Below are 22100 nucleotides of genomic sequence, written 5' to 3' on the forward strand. Positions count from 1 at the left end.
CAAAAGATGCTGTAGCACTTTGAATTGCTGCATGATTTCATCGTTGGATTGATCCCGATCCAAGGAAATATCTCGGTAGAGGAGGAGACATGGCCGATGTCACGGCTTTGACATTTCTGGCCCTGTGTCTGCCACTCGCCGGCGCTCTTGTCGCTCCTTTTGTCATCCGCATCTTCGGCGCCAGTGGTGCTTGGCTCCTGGCGATCGCTCCCTTGCTCGCCTTCCTGCATTTCCTGCGGTTCATTCCTCAGATCGCGCGAGGCGAGGTCGTCACCGGCGGCTATTCCTGGGTGCCGAGCTATCATCTCTCCTTCTCCTGGTTCCTCGACGGCCTGTCGCTGGCTTTCGCGCTGCTGATCACCGGCATCGGCACCCTGATCGTGCTTTATGCCGGCGGCTATCTCAAAGGACACAAGGATCAGGGCCGCTTTTTCTCCTTCATCTTCCTGTTCATGGGCGCGATGCTCGGGGTCGTCGTTTCCGATAGTTTCCTGATGCTCTTCGTCTTCTGGGAACTGACATCGATCACGTCCTTCCTGCTGATCGGTTTCGATCACGAGCGTGCGGCGGCTCGCCGCGCCGCCCTGCAGGCGCTTGTTGTGACCGGCGGGGGAGGGCTCTGCCTGTTGGCCGGCCTGCTGCTGCTCTGGAACATCTCTGGGGTCACCGAGATGTCGCGGCTCATCGGCGCCGGCGATATCGTGCGCGAAAGCCCGTTCTATCTGGCTGCCCTCATCCTGGTCCTGGGCGGCGCCTTCACCAAGTCGGCGCAGTTTCCCTTTCATTTCTGGCTGCCGAACGCCATGGAAGCGCCGACGCCGGTTTCGGCCTACCTGCATTCGGCGACGATGGTGAAGGCAGGCGTCTATCTGCTGATGCGGCTCAACCCCGTCATGGGGGCAACGCCTGCCTGGGAAATCCTTCTGCCCTTCTTTGGCGGGCTGACGTTGGTGGTCGGCACCGCGCTCGCCATCCGCCAGACCGACCTGAAGCTCAAGCTCGCCTATACCACCGTCTCCTCGCTCGGCCTGCTTGTCATGCTGATCGGCTTCGGCTCGGACCATGCAGTCGAGGCGGCAGCACTTTATCTGGTGGCGCATTCCCTCTTCAAAGGCGCGCTCTTCATGGTCGCCGGCATCATCGATCATGAGGCCGGCACGCGCGATATCACCAGGCTCAGCGGCCTGATGCGGGCGATGCCGCTGACATGGATCATCGCGCTTGCGGCGGCCTTCTCCATGGCCGGCCTGCCGCCCTTCTTCGGCTTCCTCGCCAAGGAAGAGATCTACACGGCGCTGATCGGCGGCAATGTCCGCGCGGTAACCTTTACGTCTATCGCTGTCTTCGGCAATGCGCTGATGTTCGCAGTCGCTTTCGCGGTGGCGCTGAAACCCTTTCTCGGCCGGCCGGTGGAGACACCGAAACCGCCGCACGAAGCACCGGTTCTGCTCTGGCTCGGTCCGGCCGTTCTTGCTGTCCTCGGCCTGCTCGCTGCGATCTTTTCAACCTTCACGCATACCGTCCTGTCCTCGCCGATCGCGTCGGCCATCCGCCAGACACCTGCCGACATCGACATTTCGCTGACGCCGCATCTCGGCCTGCCCTTGGCGCTATCCGCCCTGACCGTGCTGCTGGGCATCGGCGTCTACTGGCAGCTCGATCGCGCCCGTTTCCTGATGGCCGTCTTCCTGCGTTCGATCGGCCATGGCCCGGACCATGGCTTTGATGTCGCCATTTCGGGCCTTGTACGCTTCTCTAGCCGCGTCATACGTGTCCTGCAGCCGGGACGGCTCGAAATCTATGTCACCTGCACCTTCCTCTGCGTCGCCGCCATCCTCCTCATTCCCCTAGTCGTCTATGGCGAACTGCCGCGCTTTCCCGCTTGGCCGACCGATGTGAGACTCTATGAATGGGCGGTTTTCCTGATCGCCGCCTTCGGCCTTGCCGCCGTGCTCGTCGCCCGCGATCGGCTGACGGCGATCGTCTCGCTCGGCATCCAGGGTTTCGCCGTCGCCATCATCTTCCTGCTGTTCGGCGCGCCGGATCTGTCCTTCACCCAGTTCATGGTCGAAACCCTTTCGGTGGTGATCCTTGCCCTGGTCATGACCAGGCTTCGCCTTTCTCCCGCTGATCATCGGCCGCTCGGCGGCCGGCTGTTCGACGGTGCGCTGGCGCTTGTCTGCGGCCTTGGCTTCACGCTTCTGCTGATGCGGGCGACGCAGGCGCCGTTCAACGACGCGCTGACGGCCTTCTTCAACGCCTATTCCAAATCGATCGCCCACGGCGCCAATGTCGTCAACGTCATCATCGTCGATTTCCGCGGCACCGACACGCTCGGCGAAATCGCCGTCGTTGCGGTCACCGGCCTTGCCATCCTGGCGCTGATCCGCATTCGCGCCGGCAGCGAGCGCAAGCTTGCCGCCAATGATCCCACGGCGGAGGGCTGATCGCGTGAACACCCTCATTTTCCGCACCGTCGCCCCGTTTCTCACCGCGCTGATGCTGCTTTTTTCCGTCTTCGTGCTGCTGCGCGGCCATAACGAGCCGGGCGGCGGCTTCATCGGCGGGCTGATCGCCGCCTCGGGACTGGCGATCTACGGCATTGCCCGCGGCGTTGGCGCCGTTCGCCGGGCACTGTTTTTCCATCCGCTGTCGATAGCCGGCTTCGGCCTGCTCCTGTCCACCGCGGCCGGTCTCCTCTCCATCTTGTTTGCCGTTCCCTTCATGACCGGCCTCTGGATCTATCCGACGCTTTTCGGCGCCGAGGTTCCGCTGTCGAGCGTCATGCTCTTCGATATCGGCGTCTATCTTGTCGTGCTCGGCGCCATCACCTCGATCGCGTTGGCATTGGAAGAAAAGGAGGTGGAATGATGGAGCCGCTTCTGGCGATCCTCGTTGGCCTGTTCTTCGCCGCCGCCATCTATCTGATGCTGTCGAAATTCTCCATCCGGATCATGCTCGGCATCGCCATCCTCGGCAACGCCGTCAATCTGCTGCTCTTTACCGGCGGCCGGCTGACGCGCGAGGTGCCGCCGATCATCCCGGTGGGTCTCGACAGCTTGCCCGCAGGCACGGCCAACCCGCTGCCGCAGGCCCTCATCCTGACCGCGATCGTCATCTCCTTCTCCTTCCTCGCCTTCCTGCTGGTGCTGACCTACCGCGCCTATCAGGACCTCGGCACCGACAACACCAGCGACATGCGCGCCGCCGAGCCCGACGACCGGCCGCTGCCGCCATTGGAGTATTGAGGATGTTGGTGCGGATGCTGACCCAAGCCCTCTCTCGCGCTAGCGGAGGCGCCATCTGATGGCCGCCCCCACCGCCACCGTCGATGTCTCCGCCGCCCTGATCACTGCTCCGGTGCCGATCGGTCATTGGCTTGCCATCCTGCCGGTCGCCCATTGCATCACGTTCGGTGCCGTCCTGCTGATGCTGCGCGGCTATCCCCGTCTGCAGGCCTGGCTGGCCATTCCGGGCCTAGCGGCGCTGGCGCTGATCGATGCGGCCCTGCTCGCCAAGGTCGCGGCCGACGGGCCGCTGACCATGGTCATGGGCCGTTGGCTGCCGCCCTTCGGCATCGCCTTCACCGTCGATCTCTTCGGTGCGCTGATGGCCTTCACCGCGGCCCTTGCCGCGCTCGCCGGCGGCATCTATGCGCTGGCCGATATCGGCGAAAGCGGCCGGCGATACGGCTTCTTCCCGCTGCTCATGCTGCTGATGGCCGGCGTCACCGGCGCCTTTCTCACCGGCGATATTTTCAATCTCTATGTCTGGTTCGAGGTGCTGCTGATCTCCTCCTTCGGGCTGATCATTCTTGGTTCCGAACGTGAGCAGATCGACGGTGCGCTGAGATATGCGGTGCTCAATCTGATTGCCACGACCCTGTTCCTGGTCGGCGTCGGCATCCTCTATGCCGCCTTCGGCACGCTCAATATGGCCGATATCGCCGCAAAAGCTGGGGATTTACGCGGCACGGCGCCGCTGATGACGCTGGCAAGCCTCTTCCTGCTCGCCTTCGGCATGAAGGCGGCAGCCTTCCCGGTCAACTTCTGGCTGCCCGCCGCCTACCATACGCCGCGCATCGTGGTCTCGGCGCTGTTTGCAGGCCTGCTCACCAAGGTCGGCATCTACGCGCTGATCCGGGTGATGGTCATGCTGTTGCCGATGGAGCGCCAGGAATTGAGCCTGGTGATCGCGCTCGCCGCCGCCGCGACCATTCTCGTCGGCGCTCTCGGCGCGCTCGCCGAAAACGATATCCGCAGGCTGTTCGGCTATGTCGTCATATCGGGCATCGGCAATATGCTGGCGGGCGTCGCCCTCGGCGGTCTTGGCGGCATCAGCGGCGCGGTCTTCTATGCGCTCCATTCCATGGTGCTGATGACGGCGCTTTATCTTGCCGCCGGCGAGATTGCCCGGCGCGGCGGCGGCTTTTCACTGTCGGCCCTCGGCGGGCTCTACAGGCAAAGCGGCGGCTTCACCGCGCTCTCCCTCGCGCTCTTCCTTGCCGCCTGCGGCCTGCCGCCCTTTTCCGGCTTCTGGCCGAAAGTCATTCTCGTCAAGGCCTCGCTCGATCTCGGTGCCTGGTGGCTGGCGGCCTCGATCCTCGTTGGCGGTTTTCTGACGACGATTGCCTTCGGCCGTCTCTTCCTGCTCGCCTATTGGCGCCCGGCGCCGATAGCCCCGACGCCGATAGCATTGTCGTCGACAACCCTGAGGTCTCCCCGTGCCAGGTGGCACACGGGTCTGCCGCTCGCGGCACTGACAGCGCTGGTCGTCGGTTTTGGCATCCTGCCGGAACAGTTGCTGGCGCTGTCGCAATCGGCCGCTGCCGGCCTGGCCGATCCCCAGGCCTATCTTCATTCGGTCTTCCCGGAAGGGCGCGCGCCGTGATCTTCTTCCTCTTCAACCTGTTGCTTGCCATTGCCTGGATCGCCGTTACCGGCAGCGGCTCGCTGCACAATCTCGTCCTCGGCTTGCTGCTTGGGGCCTTGGCGCTGGTCATCATCCGTGAATCCTTCGGCGGCAAGGGACATATCCCCCGCGTCCTCCCGGTGCTCTCGCTCGCCGCTCTGTTCCTGAAGGAATTGTCGCTGTCGGCCTGGAAGGTCACGGTCACCGTCCTCTCGCCCGATATGAAGCTGAAGCCCGGCATCTTCGCCTTCCCGCTGACGGTGACAAGCGATTTCGAGATCACTTTGCTCGCAAACCTCATCACGCTGACACCCGGCACGCTTTCGGTCGACGTCTCGCCCGATCGCCGCACGCTCTTTGTGCACGCGCTCGATTGTTCCGATCCCGAGACGACCAAGCGTGATATCGCCAACGGTTTCGAACGCAAGATCATGGAGGCCTTCCGGTGATCACACCTGCCGCCATCGTCGCGGTCGCATCCTCGACCGCACTCGTCATCCTCGGCCTGGCGCTGATTCTGACCGTCTGGCGCGTCGTTGCCGGCCCGACATTGCCGGATCGGATCCTCGCCCTCGACATGCTGACCGGCATCGCCATCGGCTTCATCGCCGTCATCGCGGTCAAGACCGGTTTTTCGCTCTATATCGATATCGCCATTTCGCTCGGCCTCGTCGGTTTCCTGGCGACCGTCGCCTTCGCCCGATTCGTGCTGTCGCGCGGCAACATCAAATCGAAGCCGCCCGCCGCTGCGGCAAACGGCAACACGCAAAAGCGCCGGGCAGGGGGAAAGAAGCGATGATCGATTATATCGTGGCTGCCGTCACCGCCCTGCTTTTGATCGTCGGTGCGCTCTTTGCGCTTGCGGCGGCGATCGGCCTGGTCCGGCTGCCCGATCTCTATACGCGCATGCATTCGGCCTCGAAGGCGGGGACCGTCGGCTCCGGGCTGTTGCTCCTTGCCGCCGGTCTCTATTCAGAGGACCCGGCGATTCTCGCCCGCGCCCTTGCCGGTTTCGTCTTCTTCCTGCTGACGGCGCCGGTGTCTGCCCACCTGCTTGCCAGAGCTGCCCATCGTTCGGGATATGATCTCGGTGCACTCTCGGTCCGTGACGATATCAGGGATCGTTGAGCCTATGCTGTTCGGCGACTTTACCAGATTTATGCAAAACTTATGCACAGGAAGCTGTGAGTAAAGCTTGCCGAAGAGACCCTCAATTCTTCATCTGTCATTTTTTCTCAAGAAAAACGACAAATAATAATTGGCCTTTCGACCAAACGATGGTATTTGAAAATGCAAGTAGAGTTCTGATTGTGGATTGCAATCGTACTGCTTCCAAGTCCCTCAGTTTTGATTTTTAATGTCTAAACTGAGGCCATCGCCTGGGGCATAACGTAGTGGTTTCCAGTCAGGCAGTATAAGAACAGGTTACGCTCTTCGGAATCTAGGGGTGGATTTCGCGTTTTTCGAAACAGAAGGTCGCTTCCTGTGCTTTTGCTGTTCGCTTCTACGAGGCGGGTCTTTGGCGTGTCAGTCAAAGACCGTTTGAGCATGCTAACAGGAGAAAGAATATGACGGATATAGCGACCGGCAATGCGCCGGAGCTGCTTGTGGAACTGACAGCCGACATCGTCGCGGCCTATGTCAGCAACCATGTTGTACCGGTCAGCGACCTGGCCAATCTGATTTCCGACGTGCATTCGGCACTGAGCAACACGTCCGTACCGCAGCCTGCTGCGGCGATCGTCGAAAAACAGAAGCCTGCAGTTTCTGTCCGCAAGTCCGTACAGGACGAGCAGATCACGTGTTTGGAATGCGGCGGCAACTTCAAGTCCCTGAAGCGTCACCTGATGACGCATCACAGCCTCTCGCCGGAAGAATACCGCGAGAAGTGGGATCTGCCGACCGATTACCCGATGGTAGCGCCCGCTTATGCCGAAGCGCGTTCGCGCCTGGCAAAGGAAATGGGCCTCGGGCAGCGCCGCAAGCGCGGCCGCGGCTGAGCTTTTTCGAAAGCATCGACGACAAAAAGCCGGGTCTTGTGCCCGGCTTTTTGTGCGCTTTTTCAAGACGAAAAAATACTCATTCCGATATTTAGAGCCTTTCCGGGTTAGATTGAAGCATTCTGTTGGCTCAAACGGAGTCGGCTGGTCGACCGGCCGGCCCGTTTCGGCCGGACGCCACGACAGCGTAAGCGGTCCCGTCTTATGCTTTGCCGACGGGCTTAGAATGTTTTCCTATACTATGAGTAAGTGTTAATATACTCGATTGCAGAGCCGGCACCGCCCCACTCGCCCGTCCTGTCGCTTTCAAAACGGGCCAGCAGCCACGAGCACGGTCAAGCCGCAGCGCGGACTCTCGCCTCTTCTCGGATCCTGTTCACCATCGACCGCAGTCCGTTCGAACGCTGCGATGACAGGTTCTCCACCAGGCCGATCTTCGAGAATATCTCGAAGGCATCGAGCCCGGCGATCTCGGAGGCCGTCTTGCCGGAATAGGTGGCAAGCACGATGGCGACGAGGCCGCGCACGATATGGGCGTCGGAATCACCCTCGAAGCTCATGACGGGATTGTCGGGATCGCCTGCCGTATGGCTCACCAGCCACACCTGGCTGGCGCAACCCATCACCTTATTCTCGGAGGTACGCTTTTCCTCCGCCAAGTCGGGCAGCGCCTTGCCGAGTTCGATGACATAGCGGTAGCGGTCTTCCCAATCGTCCAGGAAGGCGAAGTCGTCGATGATCTGGTCGAGGGATGCCATGGTAGCCTTTCACTATTAAAGCAGTTCCAGCAAAAGTGCGCAGCGGTTTTGCGTCCGGAATGCGTCAGGAAGTGCTCTAAGACTGCATATAGGTGAAAGACCGGCAGATTTGAACCGTTAAAAAGAAACGCCGTGAGGGATGAGCATCCTTACGGCGCAGCAACATGCTGAATTAAACAGGGCAGGCACGTCAGGCATGGGGCATCTCCGCGTCATGCGGACCACCGATGCAAGCTGGTTAAGGGTCAGGTCGCCGGTTTCGGCGTCGGCAGCGGAATGGCGCCGGTCACCACCGCCTCAGGGGAGGCATCGTCCTCGACCGGCGGACGGTAAGGCATCGGCTGGTTGAGCGCGGCCTTTGCCTCGCGCACCTTTTCCTGAATGGCAGGCGTGGTGAGGGAAGGCATGTTGAGCGCCACCGGCATCTGCGGTTCGGCAAGCTTTGCGGTTGCCGGCGCCTCATCTTTGAATTGGCTGTCGAGCAGTTGGTAGGCGACGTGGGCTCCCTCGCGGGCCCGGTAGCCGAGTGCGGTGAGGGTCTCGGTGCCCTTGGCGCAGACCTCTGGCTTCTCCGAGCACATGCCGGTCAAATAGTCGTAGGCGCCGCTTGCCGCCGTGAACGCGTCGGAAAGCTGCAATTGCGGGCCGTTGGCGAGCTTGTCGGAACTCTCCGTGCTGAAGACGGAAAGAAGCACGAGCACGAGGCCAAACCAGAAGGATCCTTTGATCAGAAACCACATTGTCGTTGCCCATCCTGTTTTCCCGTCCGGTTCTTGTTGCCGAATCAGGCCGGTTGTCCGGTGTGTTTTCACCCTACCGCCAAGTTGCGAATGCCGCTTTTCGAAACTCACGCGCATTTGCGGCAAATTTAGTTCAAATTTTAGCGAACGGTATTTGACCCGTATTTTAGTCGAATGCGACCGATCGCCGTTAAGCATCAGGGCAGCACCTGCTTGCAATTGCAGGACTTTTGCCGGCTCGCCTTGCCACAGGAGTTAACGCAATGCTGAAATATGAGGAAAATCCGTCGCTTACCCCCTATTAACCACAAAAGGCAAAGAGCCTTCCAGATGCTTCAAAACGAGAATTTCGGCCGTTTCAGGCTGTGAACAGCGCTTTTGCCTTATCCTTTCTTTAAGTCGCCAAGGCCTATTGTCCGGATCGATAGACAGCCTTTCGGGCGGGTATTGCGTGCGTGTATTGAGTAACATTGGCGGCTGGATGACGGCCCTCGTAGACCGGGCAGCGACAAGCTGGCTCTCCCGGACGGGCGGCGGTGAAGCCGTGCGCCAACGCGAGCTCGCGATCCTGCGCCGCCTCGTGCTGCTCTCGTCGGCTGCTCTCGTTGCCGCTCCTGTCGGCCTTTCGGCGGTCACCAGTCCGGCCGTGGCGCTGCCGGCAGGTGTCGCCATGGTCTGCGCCGCCTTTCTCTTTTCCGCCGTCGGCAGCATCGCGCTAGCCCGTCAGGGTTCGTCTGCCGGTATCGCCACGCAGTCGGCCGAGGATTTCTTCCTTGCCGCCACCCCGGGCCTCGTCTTCTTCCTCGACCCGCACGGCAGTGTGGCGACCGTCGGCGGTCGCGACCGACGCGACTTCCTCGCCTGGATGCGCGATCCGAAGGGCAGGGGCTTCCTCGAGCAGGTGCATGTCTCCGACCGCATTCTTTTCCTGCAGGCGCTCGATGGCCTGCGCCGGGGCGAGGATGCTCAGAGCGTCGACCTGCGCCTCGACCGGCCCTCGGTCTCGCGTGATCAACGCCAGTTTGCCTATCTGAGAATGGACATGACGGCCCGGCGCGATGCCGACGGCGAACTTGCCGCCATCATTGCCCAGCTGCGCGATGTCTCCGTCGAGCAACAGCTGCGTGACGAAGCCCAGAACCGCGCGGCCGATGCCGAATCCGCAAATGATGCCAAATCGCGCTTCCTCGCCGCCGTCAGCCATGAGTTGCGCACGCCGCTGAACGCCATTCTCGGTTTTTCCGACATCCTGATCGGCGAATATTTCGGCAAGTTCGAAAACGACCGTCAGCGCGAATATGTCGGCCTGGTCCGCGAATCCGGGGCGCATCTGCTCTCCGTCGTCAACACCATGCTCGACATGAGCAAGATCGAAGCCGGCCGCTACGAGCTGATCCTCGAAGCCTTCGACATATCAAGCTCCGTCAAATCCTGCGAATCGATGCTGGCATTGCAGGCGAAGACCAAGGGCCTCACCCTGACGAGCCGTATCCAGCGCGGCCTCGGCGAGGTCGTCGCCGATCAGCGGGCCATCCAGCAGATCCTCATCAATCTCGTCGGCAATGCCATAAAGTTCACCGAGGCCGGCGGCGTGGTCTCGGTCGATGCGGCAGCGCGCGACGGCATCCTCAAGCTGACGGTCAGCGACACCGGCATCGGCATCCCGGCCGACAAGCTGGCATTGCTCGGCCAGCCCTTCGTCCAGATCCAGAACGACTATACCCGACAGTTCGAAGGCTCCGGCCTCGGTCTCTCCCTGGTCAAGGGCTTGGTGGCGCTGCATGGCGGGTATTTCGCCATCGCCAGCCAGCCGGGCGAAGGCACGATCATTACCATTGAGATCGCAATGGACGGCTCGGCTGCCCAGCACGCCGAAGACGTCGGCCATGGCGCGACTGTCGAGTTTCCGCCGCGGCTGAAGGGCGCGGTCAACACAGGTGCAGAATTAGAAGAGGGGCGTTTCGATGGCCGCGCGCAAGCGAAAATCGCCTAAGGGGAAGCGCCAGCAGCCGGGCCTTCTGATGTCAGGCGCCGCCGCCCTCGGCGGGCTCGGCCTGCAGGGCGCCTCCGTGCTCGGCGGCGTCATCGGCCGCAATCCGTCGGTCGCCGGCGGCACGATCACCTTCGCCGTCATCTTCTCCTTCGTCGCCGCCAATGCGCTCTGGTATCAGCCGGGCCTGCATCCGCATCCGATCTTCCGCACCCGCGATCCGCAGTCCCCAACCGTGCTCGGCGCCCGCCGTCCGGCCGAGGAGCAACAGGGTGACGTCACCACCTTCCGGATCGAACGGCCGCAGGATACCGCCGCCACCAACGCGACACCGGCGCCTGCCGCACCCGGCCAGCAGCCGAGCCAACTCGTCATGGACATCCAGCAGCAGCTGGTGCGCCGCGGCCTCTATAACGGCATACCCGACGGCATCATCGGCCCCCGCACCAGTGCGGCCATTCTCTTCTTCGAGGAAACCGTCGGCATGACCCAGACCGGCGATCCGACGCCGGAGGTGCTCGTGGCGCTGAAGACCGATGCTGCCGGCCCCTCGACCGTACCCGCCGAAAAGCCGCCCGAGGATGTCAGCTCGAAGGCGGCGGCGGAAGACCCGGTGGCAGCGGCGATCCGCAGCGCCGAGAAGACCGTCAAAACGGTTCCATCGGCGGCAAAGCAGGTTCCATCAAGCCAAATCACCAATGTCGACCTGGTGTTGAAGATCCAGAAGGGTCTTTCCAACATGGCCTATGCCAATGTCGGCGTCGACGGCGTCGCCGGCGAGCAGACCCGCGCGGCCATCCGCCATTTTCAGAAGCACTACAACCTGCCCGAAGACGGCGAGCCGAACCAGGCGGTGCTGAAGAAACTCAAGGAAATCGGCGCGATCTAACCGCCATGATGCCGCACGGTTGGCTTCGCCCTACAACCTAAGTCTAAGGCGAGGCTGCTGTTTGCAGCTTATTAACGATGTTGACGGAAGCTTTTCTGATTGGGCGGAGGAGCGTCGGACATGCATGCGCTGAAGGCGATAGACGATCTGGCCGGAGAGCCGGCGGTCGAAGCGGGAGGGCCTGATCGCGAGGCGCTGCGCCGCATCCTGCTGCGTCTTGCCGAAGAAGCCTCCACCCTTGGCATCGATCTCGTCGATATCGCCGGCGCCATCCAGGACATGGCGGGAATGTCGGCCCGGCATGCCTCCGCCTTCGATCATGTCACCCGCACCGCGCTTTCGATTGCAGAGACCAACCGCTCGGTCGCCGTGTCGCTGCGCGAGACCGACCGCACGGCGACCGAGGCCCGCCACATGCTGAAAGAATCGGCCGACCGCCTGACGGGCTCCGTCGCCGAGATCGGCCACATGGTCCAGTCCTCCAACGAGATCGGCGCTGAGATCGCCGGCTTCTCGAAGTCGCTTGCCGATGTCGACAATATCGCCGAGGAGATCAGCACCATCGCCCGCCAGACCAACCTGCTGGCGCTGAACGCCGCGATCGAGGCGGCGCGCGCCGGCGATGCGGGCAAGGGTTTTGCGGTCGTCGCCACCGAGGTCCGCGCGCTTTCGCTGCAGACCTCGAAGGCGACCGGTTCCATCCAGCAGACGCTGGACGAACTGCGCGTGAAGATCGACCGGCTGTCGGCCGCCGGCAGCGATGCGCGCGACAGTGCCGCCGGCGTGCGTGACAAGTCGGAGGCGATGCGCGGCGCCTTCGAAAGCATGGAACATGTCATCACCCGCATCCTCGACAGTTCGACTGTCATGGCCAACACCACCGAGGCGGTCGACCAGCAATGCGCCGGCTTCGTCGAGAAACTCGGCGAGATGTCGGCCGAGGTCGCCGGCTCGAATGTCAGGCTGCAGCAGGCGGCAAAACGTGTCGACAGCGTCGTCGGCCTCTCGGAAACCCTGATCCAGCTGACGGCGAGCGCTGGCGTCAAGACCGCCGACAGCCGTTGGATCGAGGAAGCGCAGTCGGTGGCAAGACAGATTTCCGGCGCCTTCGAGCGCGCCGTCGCGGAAGGGCAGATCGGGCTCGATGCTCTTTTCGACCGGCGGTATCGGCCGATACCAGGCTCCGATCCGGCACAGATGATGGCAGCCTTCACCGAACTCACCGACCGCCTGCTGCCGCCGATCCAGGAACCCGTCACAACCTTGGACGAGCGCATCGCTTTCTGCGCGGCGATCGACGAAAACGGCTATCTGCCGACCCACAACCGGAAATTCTCGCAAGCCCAGCGGCCTGGCGACAGCGTCTGGAACACCGCCAATTGCCGCAATCGCCGCATCTTCGCCGATCGCGTCGGCCTTGCCGCCGGCCGCAGCACCGCGCCCTTCCTCGTCCAGACCTACAGGCGCGACATGGGCGGCGGCAATTTCGTGATGATGAAGGATATCTCCGCTCCGATCACAGTGCGCGGACGGCATTGGGGCGGATTGCGGCTGGCGGTCAAGGTCTGACCCCTGAGGTCAAACTCTGGCCCCGCATTGCCGCCACCGGCGCGCCGGTCTATACCGCGCCGATGAGATTACGCGCCGACATCTTCGTTTCAGCCCTCCTGCGCCGCGTCTTCGCCAGCGGCGATTTCGCCGCCGTGGAGAAGAAGGGCGCCGAGGAAGCCGGGGCGATCTTTATCCGCCAGCACTTCCGCAACGGCCTGGAAACGCTCTACGCGCCGGCGCCGCAGACCGCTTTCGACGAAGGTCAGGCCGGCGACCGTCTGTTCGAGGTCCGCCTGTCGCGCAGCGATCCGGAAGCGGTGCGGGCGATGCTGGAGCGCGAACGTAAATTCGACCCCGATCTCTGGATCGTTGAGCTGGAGGCGGAGGAACTGGGGGACATGATCCCGCTTGCGAAGGGCGGCTGAGCCAAGGCGCTCGTCAGTTCCTAATTTCAAACAGCTCAGCATGCGGTGAGGTTAGTCATTCCAGCTCAGCGAGATCGCCGCCCCATGACGCGCATGTCGCGCTGCGGCGGCGCTTGGCGGATGAAGCGGTGGTTGGGCGTTTCCTGAGGTGCGGGCACATTGGGTACGTCGTGCCTATAGGTGTAGCGGTCGGCGCGCCGCCAGGCTTCGACGCGTTCATGGCATTCTTCCGGGTCGAGCGCATCGAGCACCATCCAGCCGCGCGTGACGTTGTGTTGCTGTTCGGTAAGGTGCGGATAGAGCCTTTCGAGCACGAAGACGGCATCGAGAAAGCCCATGCCGAGGCTCGTCAGCGTCGTGGCGAGCTGCTGGCCGGAAAGATCGAGCATGATGCGCTCGGCAAGCCAGCGGCTGGCGGAAAGCGCATCGGCAAGTGCGGTCGCGAAATGCGTCGCCTCACGCGAGCGGGCAAAGCGCACCAGCAGCGCCTCCTGAATGTCGGTGAGCGTGCGCAGACCGAGCCTGTCCTCGTCGGCACGGCCGAGATGGCCGGCAAGCCCGAGGATACGCTCGCGCAATGCCTCTTCATTGGCAACCCGCTGTTCCTCCAGCGCATCTGCCTCGTTGGTCTCGGTAGGCGCCGGCGAAAGCGGCACCGCCGGCGATTCCATGACCGGCGCCGATGTGGTCGCCGACCGCGGCTGGCTCTGGCGCAGCGCCACCAAAGCATCGATGACCTTCGGCGAGAGTGAATCGCGGCTGACGATCGCCTTGACATGCGCTGCACCCTGCATGCGTGCGATGGTGATCAGCGTATCGTCGGCGACGGCCTTTGAGGCGGCAAGAAAAGGGGCTGCGATCTCGATCGGCTGGTTGCCGATGAACAGCGCCACTGCGGCCGGCATGTTCTCGCATTGAGAAAGGGCGGCGACCGCTTGGCGCTTGGCCTCGTCGGAGGAGGCCTGGAATAGCGGCATGAAAAGCTCGGCGAATTGGCGCAGTTCGGACCGTGTCGGATGAGACAGGTTCTCGAAACTGCTGACAGTCGCCATCAATACCACGTCCTTTTTCCTGACGGCCAAGGGGCCTTCTAGGTCTCGAAACCGGTCACGCACAAAAACACCCCGAAAACGCAGAATAAGGGGACCAAGGGCCGATATGCGCTGGCGGAACGCATGTCAGGCCATACGGTTATGAACAAATCCTACACCGGTACGGTTAATGCATGCTGAAGATTTTATTAAAATGCAACAGAAATATACACGCCGAACGTGTATCGGCATTGTCAGCCGGCAATATAAAAATGGGTGGTTTGGAAGGCGCGTTGAGACGATCGCAGCATCGCTGCCGAGATAGAGGAAAAATCAGGCGATCCTGTGATCGCGCAGCGCGTGCAGCAGTTTTTCGCGGCTGTCGTAACCGGCCTGATAAAGGTCGAGTGCTGCGGATGCCGCGAATTGCGCGTCGACGCTTTTGATGTCGATGCGCCGTTCTGCGCACCAGGCATCAAGCGCACTGCGCAGCACGTCGAGATCTTCAGGCGAGAAAGATGAATTCACCAGCAAAGACACCGCTTGCCCTCCGCATTCCGGCAAGAACGTGGAAATCCCGATCGATCGGAAGCCGGAAACGTGTGATCGACATGAGCGAACATACGCGCATCTGTGCGCCTCGCAATTAAATATTTTCATGATGTATTTTTGCAACGTCGCCATTTTTCTCGGCCGGCGAATTGCAGCGCTGATGTCAAGTATATGAATTGTTTCTAATTTTATCCGTTGATCTCCAGCCGGCCGTTTGCGCAGGCGGGGTGAAACCAAATCAGCTCTTCGAGCGTTAAAGGGAAAGTAACGCGAACTGTGTTTGGCATCGGCCGAGTATTAGTAAACTGTTAACTGTCATCTGTCTCAATTCGGATAGGAACGACGCGATTTGAGTATTTGGATCGTTGAAACTCCGCATCACGGTATTTCAATCAGGTGCCGTGGGAAAGGCGCGAATGCCCTCGGTCCGGTTATCCCGGCACTGCAGGACGCGCCGGCCCGCACATTGGCGGGCAGGGTGAAATCCATCGCAACTTCATCCGTCTCGGGCAGTGCATGGAGACGAGAATGGCAATAGTAGTCGCATTGGCGGATCGGCGGCCGCGGGCGCCGCGTCGCCCGGACAAAGAGCCCCGCGAAGCCAAGATCCTTTGGTTCACCGGCGTCCGCTACGAGCGGCTCGCCGAGAGCCCGAAACATCGTCCGGCGCCCGCGCCGCGCGTCAACAAGAAGTAACCGCTCTTCAACCTCAGCGAGCGAATTGCTCGCAGCCGGCTTCCGTCAGGAAGTTGCGCGCAGCCTCATCGAAGCTCGCCTGCGGCGCCAGCGTCCGCAGCACGGCATAGCCGTCCGGCCGTGCCATTTCCACCAGGATCGCCTGCTGCAGCTCCTGCGGCAAGTTCTTGCGCAGGTCTGTCAGCTGGATCGGACTGCCGGCCAGCACGTCGAGCGCGCCGCCGACCGATGTTCTGTCGTTCATGCTGAAGACCTCGTTGGAGGCACTGTCATAGATCGCGATCGACCAGAAGGGCACGTTGCCCTTGGCGGTGAAATGTACCGGCGCATCCTCGACGTCGAAGGAGCAGACGGCGGTGCGCAGGAAGGGGTCGCCATTGGCAAGGCCAGCCTCGTCATATTGGTCGCCGAGCAGGTAGAAATTGTTGAGGTCGCCCTCTGCCTCCACGCGGGTCGCCGCATCCCTGCCGGTGAAATGCGGCAGCGACAGGATGATGACGAGATGCAGCAGGGCTGCGCCGAAAAGGCCGGTCAGGACGGCGAAAAATATCCTAAGCATTGCCGCATCCGGTCTTGGTGAGCTTCGGCATAGCGAGGTCGATCACGCCGGAACTGCCGGCTGTCGGGGTGTCGAACAGCGTGAGCACCAGCCGGAAGGTGCCGGCCTCCGGCAGGGCCAGCCAGTTGCCCGGCTGCGCGACGGCTGAGATCTCGATCGAGAAACTGCTGTCTTGATTGCGCAGCACCGTCCAGGAATTGAGCGCTGAGGGATGCCCGGTCTTCACCGCTGCCGGATTGCCGCCATTGTCGGCGGTAAAGAGGGTCCAGAGCCGGGCAGGCGGCGTCTGCCCGCTGATGCGGTAGCGGCAATTGGCATTCAGCCGCGCGCCCTCGTCGTCGACGCTCGCCGTGAAGGTCAAGCCCTCGGCGCTGCCATAGAGAAGCTTGCCGGCACGCGCGCGATGCGATTTGGCGTAAGGATCGGCCTCGACTGTCTGCAACGCCGGAAAGGCCTCCCAGGCACCGAGCTTGATCGCCCCGAAACCCTGTGTCGCGTCCAGCGCATAAAGCGAAATCATGATCCCGCCGCCGAAGGCGACGATCAGCGTGATCGCGATAAAGAGGGGGAATCGAAACACGTCATGACCTTGGAAACCATATCGGATGAAAGGGTTACCACTGATTCTGGCAGGGTGGAATGCCGGGCCGTGACATAGGCGCCGATTGATCCCAGCTTATGTCCATGCGGCAAAGCCGTCTGCCACGTGCGGCAAAGCCGTCATGTAGGGCTGTCCGGTTCTGGCCGATGGCTGCCCCTCACCCTAGCCCTCTCCCCGTAAAACGGGGAGAGGGGACGTGCCTTGCGAGATGTGGGCGAGGAACGGAGAGGTTGCGGCGTGTCCCCTTCGCCCCGTTTACGGGGAGAAGGTGCCGGCAGGCGGATGAGGGGCCGGCGTCGGCAATCTCCCAGGCCGGAGATTTCGGAACCCGCGCGTAAGATCCCGCCAACTACTCCGCGCTCGCCACCTTCGCCGGCGCGAGCGGGGCGGCATCCTTCAGCTTCTCGCCGAGCTTCTTGAGGATGCCAGTCGATTGAACCGAGAGCATGCGCGGCCGGATGAGCTGCGGCAATCCGTCCTGCGGCTTGGCGGCGGCAGTCTTGGCGAGGTCCTTTTCCGAGGGCAGGGGGTTTTCGACGCCGGGGATGGCGCGCAGCGTGACACCCTGATGGGCGTAATCCATGGCGCGCTTGAAGGTCATCGCCGGCAGCGAACCGCCGGTCATCTCGTTGGTCGAGGTGTAGTCGTCATTGCCGAACCAGACGGCGCAGGTGTAATTGCCGGTGAAGCCGACGAACCAGGCGTCGCGATAGGCCTGGGTCGTGCCGGTCTTGCCGGCCGTCAGGATGCCGTTGTCGAGGGCCGCCTTGCGCGCCGTGCCGACATAGGGAACGCGCGACAGCATCTGGTTCATATAGGCGTCGGCCTGTTCGGAGAGCACACGCTTCGGCGCCGGTTCGTCGCGGTCGAAATCGTAGAGAACGTCGCCGTCGTAATCGAGGATCTGGGTGATACCGTGGCGGCGCGACTGGTAGCCGCCGGCCGGGAAGGTGGCGTAGGCCGTCGCCTGGTCGAGGACCGTCACCTCGGAGGTGCCGATCGGGATGGTGACGTCGTCGCGGATCGGCGTTTCGACGCCGAGGTTCTTCGCCATCGCCCGGATCGGCTGAATACCGAGTTTTTCCTTGGCGAGCCGCACCGGCACGGTGTTGATCGACTGGGCGATCGCGGTCTCAAGCGTGATGCGGCCGGCATAGCGGTTTGCGTAATTGTGCGGGCTCCAGTTGCCCCAGTAGATCGGCGCATCGACGATCGTCGTCTGCGGTGTCATGCCGCTCTCCATCGCCACCGCATAGGTGTAGACCTTGAAGGACGAGCCTGGCTGGCGCAGCGCCCTGCTGGCGCGGTTGAACTGGCTCTCGCCGTAATCCCGGCCGCCGACCATGGCGCGGACGGCGCCGCCGTTTTCGATCATCACCATCGCGCCCTGCTTGGCGTGATAGGCTTCGCCATATTCGCGCAGCGACGTCTCGACCGAATCCTCCGCCGCCTGCTGGATGCCCATATCGATCGTCGTGCGCACGATCAGCGAATGCTGGTGGAAGCGCGACGAAAGCCGCTGCACCTCGTCGAAAGCCCAATCGAGGAAGAAATCGGGCGATTCCACCTCGTTGCGGTCGACGACGGTGGCCGGATTGCGCCTGGCGGCGATCACCTGGCCCTCGGTCATCAGCCCGCTTTGCACCAGATTGGTCAGCACTTCGTTGGCGCGCGCACGCGCCGCCGGCAGGTTGACATGCGGTGCGTATTTCGCCGGCGCCTTGAACAGGCCGGCAAGCATGGCGGATTCGGCAAGGTTCACATCGGTGATGTTCTTGCCGAAATAGAACTGCGCCGCCGCCGCGGCGCCAAAAGTGCCGCCGCCCATATAGGCGCGGTCGAGATAGGTGGAGAGGATTTCCTTCTTGGAAAGGTTCGCCTCGAGCCAAAGCGCCAGGAACGCCTCGGTGACCTTGCGGTCGATCGAGCGTTCGTTCGACAGGAACAGGTTCTTGGCGAGCTGCTGCGTCAGCGTCGAGCCGCCCTGCACGACTTCGCCGGCGCGTGCATTCTCACTCATGGCGCGGAAGAGGCCGATGAAATCGATGCCGAAATGGTCGAAAAAGCGCCGGTCCTCGGTGGCGAGCACCGATTTGATCAGCGAATCCGGCAGCTCGTCGATCGGCACGGAATTCTGGTGGATGACGCCGCGATGGCCGATGACGTTGCCGTAGCGGTCGGTGAAGGTGACGGCGAAATCGCCGCGGTTGCGCCAGTCTTCCTTGGTCGCCTCGAAGGCCGGCTGGGCAAGTAGCAGCATCAGCACCGAGCCGGCCGCTCCGAGCGTCAGTCCTTCGCCGGCAAGTTCGAAGACCATGCGCTTCCAGCCGCGCACGCGGAAGCGGCGGAAGAAGATGGTAATGTCTTCCCAGATCTCGGCGGCGCGGAAGCCGGCGTTCCAGACTGTCGAATCGATCCAGGAATCGATGCGCAGCAGAATGTGACGGCTCTTCGCCGGCCGCTTTTCCGCTGCCTCGTTCGCCGCTTTTCCGGGCCTTTTTTTTGGCCCGTTTTCTGGGCCATTTCCTGGCCCGATTTCTGGGCCATTTCCTGGCCCATTTCCTGGGTTGTCCGGATCCTGCACGTCCTGTATTCCCGCCTGATCTCACTTCGGTCATATCCGACGAAAGCGCGAGGCCCGCATATGGCCGCAAAGCTCTCCGATACCGGGAGAGAATTCTCCGAGTACCAGGAGTATACTGAAGGATTGATTGATTTTGCGGCTGATAACAAGAGAGATGCATCAGGGTCACGCGAATTTGCGGGTCGCTGTTGCAAGAAACGAACGATGAACGATCTGCCTTTCTGGAAGAGCAAGACGCTTGCCGAAATGACCGTCGCCGAGTGGGAAAGCCTTTGCGACGGCTGCGGCCTCTGTTGTCTCAACAAGATCGAGGAATGGGATAGCGGCGATATCTATTTCACCTCGGTCAGCTGCAAGCTGCTCGATGGCGAAAGCTGTCGCTGCTCCAGCTATGAGAACCGCTGGGATTTCGTGCCGGACTGCGTGCAACTGACCAAGGAGAACGTGCCGGATATCGCCTGGCTGCCGCCCACCTGCGGCTACCGGCTGGTCAATGAAGGCCGCGACCTCTACTGGTGGCACCCGCTCGTCTCCGGCGACCCGGCGACCGTCCATGCCGCCGGCATTTCCGCGCGAGGCCGCGCGATCAACGAAAATGAGATCGATCTCGACGATCTCGAAGACTACGTCGTCGACTGGCCGCTGACTGTGGGCGAGGAGAAGGACGATGAGGACGCCTGATACGGCTGGCGAAGGCTTTCTCTTGCGGGGCGAATGACGCATTCGCACAGCGCACGCCTTACCTCCGCGCGATGCGTAAAATCGGCACTGGCCGCTGCTTGATTATTGAAGAGTGAGACCCTACCTGCAGTGCGACCCGCTGGTCCGGGCCCCTCTGGCGAGAGCTTCGGCACTCTTGCGATGTCGGACCTCTTCTCCGACAACCAGTGCCGACAGGGGACTATCCTTGAATCTCTCTTTTTTGTTCGTCGAGCGGCTGGGAACGCCGCTCTGGATGTGGTCGAGCTTTTTCGCCCCGCTTCCGTTACCTGAAGCCGGCGCTTGCCATCGTGCTGATCTTCATCGGCTCGAAGATCTTTCTCGCCGATCTGCTGGGCCTTGAAAAATTCCCGGCCGCGCTCTCGCTCAGCATCGCTTTCGCGATCATCGCTGCCGGAGCGGTCTGGAGCCTCCTCAAAAAGCGGGATCCGCAGCAGCCCGCCTGAGCGGGCTCTGCGAGGGAATACGTTAACAAAGGAAGGAAACAGATATGATTTCGAATTTCATCGGCTGGATTTTTGCCCTGCTCGTCGTCGATCCGTTGCAGGCTGAGATACAGCAACAGGCTGAGCGCGCCCGGCTTCCCGTGGAGATCGTCCGCCAATCCCAGGCCTGCCTGACATCTCAGGGGCCGAAGCTCATAGAGCGCGCCGCCGGCGACTACGGCTGGGCGGCGGCCACAGTCGTCAACATAGCGATCGGCCATACCGCGCCGGCCGAACTTCTCGACGGCAGCGACCCACAATGCGCAGCCCTCGTCGGCGCCCTGAAGGGAGCCGACGAGGGTGCGTGACGGCTGCCAGCTGAAAAATGGACTGCGTGATGTCTGATCAAGACGGAAATAGACGGCGGCCGCGCGGTGTGGCCACCGCGCGGCTCCGGGAGATGCTGGAACTCGCCCGGGTGAAGGGCGGCCTCTCCATCGGTGAGGCTCTGGAGGCGATGGGCTCGACGAGCATCGCCTTCACCATCCTGTTCCTGGCAATCCCGGCGCTGACCCCGATTCCCGGGCCGTTCGGAATGGTTTTCGGTACCGCGCTCGCGCTGGTTTCCCTCCAGATCGTTTCGGGCGGCCGGAAGGTCTGGCTGCCCGCCATCGTCAGGGATCGCCGGGTTTCGTCCGCGGCGCTCGATCTCGTCGTGGGGCACGCGGTCCCGGTGATCGCCCGGGTGGAGAAGGTCGTGCGCGCCGGCCGGCTGGAGGCCCTCACCGGCCCGACGGTGCAGGCGCTTCTCGGCATTCCTGTCTTCCTGCTCGCCGTGGTGATCGCGCTGCCGATCCCTTTCGGCAATATTCTGCCGGTGTTCTCGCTGGTGGTGCTCGCCGTCGCCCTGATGGAGCGGGATGGTCTCGTCACCCTGATCGGACTGCTGCTCACATTGGCGACCATCGTCGCGACCGCCGCTTTTCTTTATTTTATCAAGGCGATGATCTTCACAGTCTCCTAGGCTGAATGGACAGGTACCGCGGCGAGGAAGCGCCGAAGCTCCGTCTCCACATAGGCGGCCACCGGCCCCTCGGCGCCAAAACCCCACCAGATGAGCGAACCCTGCCATTGCGACAGCATCAGCCGGGCGATCGTCTCCGGCGCCTTCGCCGAGCCGAAACATCGAGCGATTGCCGCCGTCAGTGCCGTTCCCCAGGCCGCACCCCGGGCGCGCAGCACCGGATCGCGGAAATCCTCGCGAAGCACCAGCAGTCCCTCGCCATAGGCAGCGGCATTGTCGCCGTAATCCTGCGACAGACCGACGAGCAGCACGACGGCGCCGTCCGGCGTTTTCGGCACGGTCTCGGCAAGCCGCGCCGTTTCCGAATCCAGCCTGTCCCAGGCATAAAGCAGCGCTGCGCGCAGCATCGCCGCTTTCGTGGCGAAACGCTGCACCAGCGTCGAACCGGAAAGTCCGCTGGCTTTCGCCACCGCCGCAAAGGTCGCTGCATCCGGCCCCTCGGCATGAATCAGCGCCAGCACCATGGCGAGAAGCTGTTCGTCGGACAGTGTGCGGCGGCGCGGCATGAAATTCCTCTTGCATTCAGGTCATATATAAACGATCATTCGTTTATAAACAAGCGGCGCTGGCTAATACTTGGCGCT

General features: G+C 62.3%; 24 protein-coding genes and 1 pseudogene. 17 read left to right on the plus strand and 8 right to left on the minus strand.

Features of this window, described 5'->3' with window-relative positions; genetic code table 11:
- Window positions 1-89: 89 nt before the first annotated feature.
- The 8 genes from BS630_RS01570 (at window position 90) to BS630_RS01605 (ending at window position 6911) form a co-directional block, all read left to right on the plus strand.
- Window positions 90-2447: a putative monovalent cation/H+ antiporter subunit A gene (locus BS630_RS01570; RefSeq protein ID WP_077976018.1), complete on the plus strand. Its 2358-nt coding sequence runs from the start codon at window positions 90-92 to the stop codon at window positions 2445-2447.
- 4 nt (window positions 2448-2451) lie between these two features.
- The gene (locus BS630_RS01575; RefSeq protein WP_003557795.1) at window positions 2452-2871 is read left to right on the plus strand and encodes a Na(+)/H(+) antiporter subunit B; all 420 of its coding nucleotides are present in this window, start codon (window positions 2452-2454) and stop codon (window positions 2869-2871) included.
- Window positions 2871-3248, plus strand: a complete 378-nt coding sequence (locus BS630_RS01580) for a Na+/H+ antiporter subunit C (RefSeq protein ID WP_077976019.1) — start codon at window positions 2871-2873, stop codon at window positions 3246-3248. Before BS630_RS01575 ends, BS630_RS01580 begins: the two co-directional genes overlap by 1 nt.
- A 58-nt stretch (window positions 3249-3306) precedes the next feature.
- A complete protein-coding gene (locus BS630_RS01585; protein ID WP_077976020.1) occupies window positions 3307-4890 on the plus strand; it encodes a Na+/H+ antiporter subunit D in 1584 nt (527 codons plus the stop codon).
- Window positions 4887-5360 (plus strand): Na+/H+ antiporter subunit E, encoded by a 474-nt coding sequence (locus tag BS630_RS01590; RefSeq protein ID WP_077976021.1) that lies wholly within the window; start codon window positions 4887-4889, stop codon window positions 5358-5360. Before BS630_RS01585 ends, BS630_RS01590 begins: the two co-directional genes overlap by 4 nt.
- Entirely contained in the window at window positions 5357-5710 is a 354-nt protein-coding gene (locus BS630_RS01595) for a cation:proton antiporter (RefSeq protein ID WP_077976022.1), read from the plus strand. The genes BS630_RS01590 and BS630_RS01595 overlap by 4 nt, the downstream gene beginning before the upstream one ends.
- A complete protein-coding gene (mnhG, locus tag BS630_RS01600) occupies window positions 5707-6039 on the plus strand; it encodes a monovalent cation/H(+) antiporter subunit G (protein WP_020049186.1) in 333 nt (110 codons plus the stop codon). The genes BS630_RS01595 and mnhG overlap by 4 nt, the downstream gene beginning before the upstream one ends.
- A 440-nt stretch (window positions 6040-6479) precedes the next feature.
- Window positions 6480-6911, plus strand: coding sequence for a Ros/MucR family transcriptional regulator (locus BS630_RS01605; protein WP_003557810.1), 432 nt, complete (start codon window positions 6480-6482; stop codon window positions 6909-6911).
- Window positions 6912-7246: 335 nt separating this feature from the next.
- On the opposite strand, the gene BS630_RS01610 is transcribed toward BS630_RS01605, so the two are convergent.
- Both BS630_RS01610 and BS630_RS01615 read right to left on the minus strand, forming a co-directional pair.
- Entirely contained in the window at window positions 7247-7669 is a 423-nt protein-coding gene (locus BS630_RS01610; RefSeq protein WP_017959631.1) for a SufE family protein, read from the minus strand.
- Window positions 7670-7914: 245 nt separating this feature from the next.
- Window positions 7915-8409 carry a DUF5330 domain-containing protein gene (locus BS630_RS01615; protein WP_077976023.1) on the minus strand — a complete coding sequence of 165 codons (495 nt, stop codon included), beginning with the start codon at window positions 8407-8409 and terminating at the stop codon, window positions 7915-7917.
- Between the two features lie 412 nt (window positions 8410-8821).
- On the opposite strand from BS630_RS01615, the gene BS630_RS01620 reads away from it, so the two are divergent.
- The 4 genes from BS630_RS01620 to BS630_RS01635 all read left to right on the plus strand — a co-directional run bounded on the left by BS630_RS01620 (window position 8822) and on the right by BS630_RS01635 (window position 13264).
- Window positions 8822-10402 carry a sensor histidine kinase gene (locus BS630_RS01620; protein WP_206111797.1) on the plus strand — a complete coding sequence of 527 codons (1581 nt, stop codon included), beginning with the start codon at window positions 8822-8824 and terminating at the stop codon, window positions 10400-10402.
- Window positions 10374-11288, plus strand: a complete 915-nt coding sequence (locus tag BS630_RS01625; protein WP_077976025.1) for a peptidoglycan-binding domain-containing protein — start codon at window positions 10374-10376, stop codon at window positions 11286-11288. Before BS630_RS01620 ends, BS630_RS01625 begins: the two co-directional genes overlap by 29 nt.
- A 120-nt stretch (window positions 11289-11408) precedes the next feature.
- Window positions 11409-12857: a methyl-accepting chemotaxis protein gene (locus BS630_RS01630; protein WP_077976026.1), complete on the plus strand. Its 1449-nt coding sequence runs from the start codon at window positions 11409-11411 to the stop codon at window positions 12855-12857.
- A 62-nt stretch (window positions 12858-12919) separates the two neighbouring features.
- A complete protein-coding gene (locus BS630_RS01635; protein WP_077976279.1) occupies window positions 12920-13264 on the plus strand; it encodes a DUF1491 family protein in 345 nt (114 codons plus the stop codon).
- A 65-nt stretch (window positions 13265-13329) separates the two neighbouring features.
- Here the strand turns inward: BS630_RS01635 and BS630_RS01640 are convergent, their stop codons facing one another.
- Both BS630_RS01640 and BS630_RS01645 read right to left on the minus strand, forming a co-directional pair.
- Window positions 13330-14379, minus strand: coding sequence for a DUF2336 domain-containing protein (locus tag BS630_RS01640; protein ID WP_077976027.1), 1050 nt, complete (start codon window positions 14377-14379; stop codon window positions 13330-13332).
- A 249-nt stretch (window positions 14380-14628) separates the two neighbouring features.
- Window positions 14629-14835 carry a hypothetical protein gene (locus tag BS630_RS01645; RefSeq protein WP_077976028.1) on the minus strand — a complete coding sequence of 69 codons (207 nt, stop codon included), beginning with the start codon at window positions 14833-14835 and terminating at the stop codon, window positions 14629-14631.
- Between the two features lie 540 nt (window positions 14836-15375).
- On the opposite strand from BS630_RS01645, the gene BS630_RS37205 reads away from it, so the two are divergent.
- Complete coding sequence (locus BS630_RS37205) at window positions 15376-15543, plus strand: hypothetical protein (RefSeq protein WP_003546657.1); 168 nt, start codon at window positions 15376-15378, stop codon at window positions 15541-15543.
- 13 nt (window positions 15544-15556) lie between these two features.
- Here BS630_RS37205 and BS630_RS01650 read toward each other — a convergent pair whose 3' ends face one another.
- The 3 genes from BS630_RS01650 to BS630_RS01660 all read right to left on the minus strand — a co-directional run bounded on the left by BS630_RS01650 (window position 15557) and on the right by BS630_RS01660 (window position 19287).
- Window positions 15557-16102: a DUF1254 domain-containing protein gene (locus tag BS630_RS01650; RefSeq protein WP_077976029.1), complete on the minus strand. Its 546-nt coding sequence runs from the start codon at window positions 16100-16102 to the stop codon at window positions 15557-15559.
- Window positions 16095-16682 carry a DUF1214 domain-containing protein gene (locus BS630_RS01655; RefSeq protein WP_017959644.1) on the minus strand — a complete coding sequence of 196 codons (588 nt, stop codon included), beginning with the start codon at window positions 16680-16682 and terminating at the stop codon, window positions 16095-16097. The genes BS630_RS01650 and BS630_RS01655 overlap by 8 nt, the downstream gene beginning before the upstream one ends.
- 370 nt (window positions 16683-17052) lie before the next feature.
- On the minus strand, window positions 17053-19287 hold the full coding sequence (locus BS630_RS01660) for a transglycosylase domain-containing protein (RefSeq protein WP_077976030.1): 2235 nt from the start codon (window positions 19285-19287) through the stop codon (window positions 17053-17055).
- 204 nt (window positions 19288-19491) lie between these two features.
- Between BS630_RS01660 and BS630_RS01665 the strand changes: the two genes are divergently transcribed.
- The 4 genes and pseudogenes from BS630_RS01665 to BS630_RS01680 all read left to right on the plus strand — a co-directional run bounded on the left by BS630_RS01665 (window position 19492) and on the right by BS630_RS01680 (window position 21456).
- On the plus strand, window positions 19492-19968 hold the full coding sequence (locus tag BS630_RS01665; RefSeq protein WP_017959646.1) for a YcgN family cysteine cluster protein: 477 nt from the start codon (window positions 19492-19494) through the stop codon (window positions 19966-19968).
- A gap of 296 nt (window positions 19969-20264) precedes the next feature.
- Window positions 20265-20453: pseudogene (locus tag BS630_RS01670) on the plus strand (TerC family protein); the annotation flags it as partial.
- A gap of 44 nt (window positions 20454-20497) precedes the next feature.
- Window positions 20498-20800: a hypothetical protein gene (locus tag BS630_RS01675; protein ID WP_025393833.1), complete on the plus strand. Its 303-nt coding sequence runs from the start codon at window positions 20498-20500 to the stop codon at window positions 20798-20800.
- A 29-nt stretch (window positions 20801-20829) separates the two neighbouring features.
- Window positions 20830-21456: an exopolysaccharide biosynthesis protein gene (locus BS630_RS01680; protein WP_077976031.1), complete on the plus strand. Its 627-nt coding sequence runs from the start codon at window positions 20830-20832 to the stop codon at window positions 21454-21456.
- Here BS630_RS01680 and BS630_RS01685 read toward each other — a convergent pair.
- Entirely contained in the window at window positions 21453-22022 is a 570-nt protein-coding gene (locus BS630_RS01685) for a TetR family transcriptional regulator (RefSeq protein WP_077976032.1), read from the minus strand. The genes BS630_RS01680 and BS630_RS01685 overlap by 4 nt on opposite strands.
- Window positions 22023-22100: the final 78 nt, after the last annotated feature.

This window comes from Rhizobium laguerreae (assembly GCF_002008165.1).
GTDB classification, from domain to species: domain Bacteria; phylum Pseudomonadota; class Alphaproteobacteria; order Rhizobiales; family Rhizobiaceae; genus Rhizobium; species Rhizobium laguerreae.